Annotated in this window: 4 protein-coding genes; 3 read left to right on the top strand and 1 reads right to left on the bottom strand. The window is 45.5% G+C overall.

Annotated features, from left to right (window positions below; genetic code table 11):
* Window positions 1-207 precede the first annotated feature (207 nt).
* The gene (locus ACMJ0U_RS11770) at window positions 208-1218 is read right to left on the bottom strand and encodes an ATP-dependent 6-phosphofructokinase (RefSeq protein ID WP_417130088.1); all 1011 of its coding nucleotides are present in this window, start codon (window positions 1216-1218) and stop codon (window positions 208-210) included.
* Window positions 1219-1371: 153 nt separating this feature from the next.
* Here ACMJ0U_RS11770 and ACMJ0U_RS11765 point away from each other — a divergent pair, with 153 nt between their 5' ends.
* From ACMJ0U_RS11765 to ACMJ0U_RS11755, 3 genes are read left to right on the top strand one after another with little or no spacing between them, the layout of a single operon-like run.
* On the top strand, window positions 1372-2877 hold the full coding sequence (locus tag ACMJ0U_RS11765; protein WP_417130087.1) for a GH3 auxin-responsive promoter family protein: 1506 nt from the start codon (window positions 1372-1374) through the stop codon (window positions 2875-2877).
* Window positions 2878-2886: 9 nt separating this feature from the next.
* Complete coding sequence (locus ACMJ0U_RS11760) at window positions 2887-4812, top strand: Ig-like domain-containing protein (protein ID WP_417130086.1); 1926 nt, start codon at window positions 2887-2889, stop codon at window positions 4810-4812.
* Window positions 4809-5621 carry a DUF3108 domain-containing protein gene (locus tag ACMJ0U_RS11755; RefSeq protein WP_417130085.1) on the top strand — a complete coding sequence of 271 codons (813 nt, stop codon included), beginning with the start codon at window positions 4809-4811 and terminating at the stop codon, window positions 5619-5621. Before ACMJ0U_RS11760 ends, ACMJ0U_RS11755 begins: the two co-directional genes overlap by 4 nt.
* Window positions 5622-5893 lie beyond the last annotated feature (272 nt).

Raw genomic sequence — 5893 nt, 5'->3', positions numbered from 1 at the left:
ATTTCTTCGCGATATAACGTTTAAAAAAGGAGCAAGAAAAAACGCCTTTGCGTTTAAACGAAAACTCTTTGGCATTTGAAATCAAACGTTGAAGAGTTTTGAGTAAAACGTAAAGGCGTTTTCCTTTAAATGTCCTTGCGTTTTGGTTGAAATGCAAGGATATTTTTGGAATGTTTATAAGTGGCTGATTTGTAGCCTGTTGTAATTTTATCCGAAACAGATTCCCATGCGGCGTCCTTGTAAAATCAGGTCATGGTCTTCTGTTACCAGTTTCAGCTTGCCGGCTACTTCGCTTAGTGGAACAGAATCAATCGTGTTGCCTTTCAGCGCCACCATCCGACCGAACATTCCTTGTGCAATCAGTTCAGTGGCATGTCCTCCCATGCGGGTGGCCAGGTTGCGGTCATAGGCGGTAGGACTTCCTCCTCGCTGAATGTAGCCCAGCACAGTTTCTCGGGTTTCAAATCCGGTTTCGTATTCTATTTCCTCGGCAATGTATTGCGCTGCTTTCTTTCCCCCTATTGTAGGAATTCCTTCTGCTACCACTACAATAGAGTAAGGCTTTCCTTTTTTCAGACGATTGATAATGGCATCGCCGATGCGGTGGATATCGAACGGAATTTCTGGAAGTAAGATAATGTCGCCTCCTCCTGCCATGCCGGAATGGAGGGCAATCCACCCTGCCTTATGTCCCATGACTTCAATGACCATGACACGCTGGTGGGCACTGGCAGTGGAGTGCAGTCGGTCAATGGCATCGGTGGCAATGGTTACGGCCGAATCAAAACCAAAAGAAACGTCAGTTCCCCACACGTCATTGTCTATGGTTTTGGGAATACTTACCACATTTACTCCCGCTTCAGCCAGTTTAGCCGCTGTTTTCTGTGTACCGTTTCCTCCGATGCACACGATACAGTCCAGATTGCGTTCGCGGATGGTCTGGAGCATGATGGCGGGTTTGTTTTCCGATAGGGCATTTCCTTTTTTCTTGAAAGGTTTTTCGCGCGAGGTTCCAAGAATGGTCCCTCCCAGATTAAGAAGTCCTGTCAGTGAACTTTCGTCCAGCGGAACAATGTCATTGTCCAGCAGTCCCCGAAAACCGCTGTGAATTCCGTAAACCTCCATCCCGTAGTGGTTGATGGCTGTCTTGCATACCCCTCGGATGGTGGCATTGATTCCCGGGCAGTCTCCTCCTGAAGTCAAGATTCCTATCTTCATGTTTTGCTATATTAATAGATTGTGTGGTAAAGGTAAGAAAAAACTGTATATTTGTCATGAAGAAGGAAAAAATAATGTTCCTCTCTGTTGAATTAGGCAGAAAAAATCTACCTTTGCATGCGTCACTTATAAGGATTTGAAATTTAAAAACGAATGAATTCAACCAAGTTAATAGGAAAAATATTTGTCCCCCGACAGAAGGAAATCGACCTTTATGGGACAAAGGCCGAAGAAATTCAGGCCCGTGTATTCCGAAAACTGATACATAAAGCTTCCGCTACAGAGTGGGGTACCCGATATGATTATAGCCACATCCGGAACTATACGGATTTTCAGCGTGTTCCGGTACAGACCTACGAGGATGTGAAGGGATATGTCGATCGTATGCGTCACGGTGAAAGAAACATTCTCTGGCCGGGAAAGGTTATCTGGTATGCCAAGTCATCTGGAACCACCAATGACAAGAGTAAATTTATCCCTGTCAGTCCCGATGGATTGAAGGAAATTCACTATCGTGGAGGAATAGACGCGGTAGCATTGTATCTTCGTGAGAATCCTGAAAGCCGTTTCTTTTCTGGAAAGGGGTTGATTCTAGGTGGAAGTCATAGTCCGAATTATAATGTAAAGGATAGCTTGGTGGGCGATTTGTCGGCTATTCTGATTCAGAATATTAGTCCGCTGGTGAACTTGATACGGGTACCTAAGAAAAAGATTGCCTTGTTGAGTGAGTTTGAGGAGAAGGTGGAACGCATTGCCGATACGACCATTCATCAGAATGTGACAAATTTGTCGGGAGTACCTTCCTGGATGCTGGCCGTGCTGAACCGTGTACTGGAGAAAACAGGTGCCAGACACTTGAATGAGGTGTGGCCTAACCTGGAAGTCTTTTTTCATGGAGGAGTCTGCTTTACTCCTTACCGGGAACAATACAAGCAGTTGATACCGACCGACAAGATGCATTACATGGAAACGTATAATGCCAGTGAAGGTTTCTTTGGCTTGCAAAGTGACCTGCATGACCCGGCCATGTTGCTGATGATTGACTATGACGTATTCTATGAGTTTATTCCGTTGGAAGAACTTGACAGGCCGAATCCGTCGGTTGTGCCTTTGTGGGGCGTGGAAGTGGGACGTAACTACGCGGTGGTCATCAGCACGGCTTGCGGGTTGTGGCGATATCTTATCGGTGATACGGTGAAGTTTACGCAGAAGAATCCATACAAGTTTATTATTTCCGGCCGTACCAAGCACTTTATCAATGCCTTTGGTGAAGAACTGATGGTGGACAATGCGGAGAAAGGGCTGGAAAGAGCCTGCAGGGAGACCGGCGCACGGGTGCTGGAGTATACAGCGGCTCCTGTCTTTATGGATGTCAATGCCAAGTGCCGTCACCAGTGGCTGATAGAATTTAGTGTGATGCCGGATTCGCTGGAGAAGTTTGCACAGGTGCTTGACACTGCGTTGCAGGAAATCAACTCGGACTATGAGGCGAAACGGCATAAGGACATTACTTTGCAGCGTCTGGAGGTAATTATGGCTCGCGAGGGACTGTTTCACGACTGGTTGAAACAGAAAGGAAAACTGGGCGGTCAGCACAAGGTGCCTCGACTGAGCAACAGCCGTGACTATATTGAAGAAATGTTGAAACTGAATAACTGAACTATATAGATGAAACCTATACCTAAATATGTTGCTTTGTTGATGGTCATTATCGGGTTTTATGCATGTGCGAGCACGGGTATGCCCGACGGGGGACCTTATGATGAAACGCCCCCTAAATTTGTGCGTGCTACTCCGGCACCCAATGCTACGAACAACAAGCGTAAGAAGATTTCCATCGAATTCGATGAATACATCAAACTTGACAAGGCATCGGAGAAGGTGATTATCTCTCCTCCCCAGAATGAGGCGCCTGAAGTGAAGGTAAGCGGGCACCGGGTCTTGGTGGAATTTTTCGATACACTTCGGGCAAATACTACTTATACGATAGATTTTGGTGATGCCATTGTGGACAATAACGAAGATAATCCGTTAGGTAACTTTGCGTACGCTTTCTCTACGGGCGAGCATATTGATACGATGGAGGTATCGGGGACGGTGTTGGCCGCTGAAAATCTGGAACCGGTAAAGGGTATTCAGGTAGGACTTCATAAGAACTTGGAAGACAGTGCGTTTGTGAAACTCCCGTTCGACCGTATTTCGCGTACAGACAGTCGCGGACGTTTTACTATTCGCGGGGTGGCTCCGGGCAAATACCGTATTTATGCCTTGATGGATGGTAACCAAAACTATATGTTTGATTCGAAGACAGAGGCTATTGCTTTTTTAGATTCGCTGGTGGTACCTGACATGCGTCCGGACGTGCGACAAGATACCGTATGGAATGAGCTGGATACACTGGCTTATGATACGATTTACGAGGTGCATTATACACGCTTCTTGCCTGATAACCTGATTCTACGTTCGTTCAAGGAAGAGAACCCGATACAGTATCTGGTAAAGAGCGAGCGAGAACAGTTGAATCGTTTTTCTCTGTATTTTAGTGCTAAATCAGATACACTTCCTACTATCAAAGGGCTGGATTTTGACGAGAAGGATGCGTTTGTCATCGAAAGTAATCCGCGCAACGATACTATCCGCTACTGGATTAAAGATACTGTGATGTGTGAACGTGATACATTGACCTTCCAGATGGATTATCTGGCTACGGATACGCTGGGGCAGCTTGTGCCGAAGACTGATACTTTGCGCATGGTGAACAAGATTGACAAGAAACGGCGTATGGCCTTGGCCGAAGAAGCCATGAAGAAGGAGGAAAAGGAACGGAAAAAGCGTGAAAAGAGAGGAGATACGCTGAAGGCGGAGCCGAAATTCTTTGCCATGTCGGTTGATGCTCCTTCCAGTCTGGATTTGAACCGGAACATCGTGCTGAAATTTGAGGAGCCGGTGGAATATATTGATACGGCGGCCATTCACATGGCTGTCAAGGTGGATTCGCTGTGGAAAGAGATACCGTTTATTCTGATGGCGGACTCTGTTGCTCCCCGTCAGTATCAGATACTGGCCGACTGGCAGCCCGGACAGGAGTATCAGCTCAAGATTGATTCTCTGGGTATTAAGGGGATTTACGGACTTTACACTAACAAGGTGGAAAACCAGTTAAAGGTGAAAACGCTTGAAGACTACGGTACGCTGTATTTGAATATCATCGGGGCAGGACCTCATGCTGTGGTACAGCTGCTGAACGGAAGTGATGGAGTTGTACGGCAGCAGCCGGTGACGGACAAGAATACATGCGACTTCTATTTTCTGCAGCCCAGCACGAAATATTATATCCGTTTGTTCAATGACGACAATAATAATGGGGTGTGGGATACCGGTAACTACGGAGAGAAACGGCAGCCGGAAGAGGTGTTTTACTTCCCGAAAGTGTGGGAAATGAAAGCCAATTTTGAATTTGAAGAAACGTGGGACATACACGCCCTGCCGCTTGACAAGCAGAAGTTGGACGAGATAAAGAAACAAAAGCCTGATGAGGCTAAGAAAATCAAGGACCGCAACAAAGAGCGGGCTCGTAAACTAGGAAGAACATGATAAGGAAACTGATTCTTTGCCTATTCCTTCTGGCAGGAGGAATGGCAGCCAGCGCACAATGTGGTGCAGTGAATGATGCAATCAAGCCAGGAGAAACTCTCTCTTATGAGCTGAAGTTTAACTGGAAATTCGTCTGGATTAATGCCGGGTGGGCAAAGATGACGGTAAACGAGACGACTTATAACGGCCTCTCATGTTTGAAAACGGACTTGCAGTCGTATACAAACAAGAAAATTGACTTTTTTTTCAAGATGCGTGATACGCTGACTTGCATCACTTCACAGGATTTGGTTCCTCTGTATTTTCGTAAGGGAGCGGAAGAAGGAAAACGCTATACGGTGGATGAGGTGAAATTCAGTTATCAGAATGGGAAATGCATCGTGGACCAGCAGCGTACGTTACGCGGTAATACCGACAAGCATCATGATGAATTGTCGGTGTGTGTGTACGATATGTTGAGTATTCTCTTGCAGGCCCGTTCGTATGACCCCACAGAGTATAAGCCCGGACAAAAGATTCTTTTCTCTATGGCTACCGGAAGAGAAGTAGAAAAACAGACTTTGATTTATCGTCGTAAGGAGAATTATAAGGCTGAAAACGGAGTGACTTATCGTTGTCTGGTATTCTCGCTCGTGGAATATGTGGGAGAAGAAAAGAAGGAAAAAGAAGTTATAACCTTCTATATTACAGACGACCGTAATCACTTGCCGGTGCGTCTGGACATGTACTTGAACTTTGGTTCAGCAAAAGCTTTTCTGACCGATATTAAGGGTAATCGTCACCCATTGACTTCTATTGTGAAGAAATAATCGGCTTTATCTTTCCCTTCTTGTGTAGCCATATGTTTCAGGAAAAGATATGTATATACAAAAAATCCTCAACTATTACTACAGGGTAGTTGAGGATTTACTATAAGGTAATCCAGAGTTTGCTACGAGGTAGGGACACTCAGTAAATAGTATAAAATTAGCCAACTAATTCATACAAAAAGTATTGCGAATTAGTTGGCTTTTTTGTATCTTTAGGTATTCCCCCGAAAATAAGGTTTGGCAGCCAAAACGGGGGAAATACTCCGACTAAG

Origin of the sequence: Phocaeicola sp. (genome assembly GCF_048170425.1) — a bacterium.
GTDB lineage: Bacteria > Bacteroidota > Bacteroidia > Bacteroidales > Bacteroidaceae > Phocaeicola.
This window is presented reverse-complemented; position numbering and strand designations above follow the sequence as displayed.

Bases quoted from the DNA above. Each gene is read 5' to 3' on its own strand.
- ACMJ0U_RS11760 (WP_417130086.1), top strand. From the start codon at position 2,887: ATGAAACCTATACCTAAATATGTTGCTTTGTTGATGGTCATTATCGGG.
- ACMJ0U_RS11770 (WP_417130088.1), bottom strand. From the start codon at position 1,218: ATGAAGATAGGAATCTTGACTTCAGGAGGAGACTGCCCGGGAATCAAT.
- ACMJ0U_RS11765 (WP_417130087.1), top strand. From the start codon at position 1,372: ATGAATTCAACCAAGTTAATAGGAAAAATATTTGTCCCCCGACAGAAG.
- ACMJ0U_RS11755 (WP_417130085.1), top strand. From the start codon at position 4,809: ATGATAAGGAAACTGATTCTTTGCCTATTCCTTCTGGCAGGAGGAATG.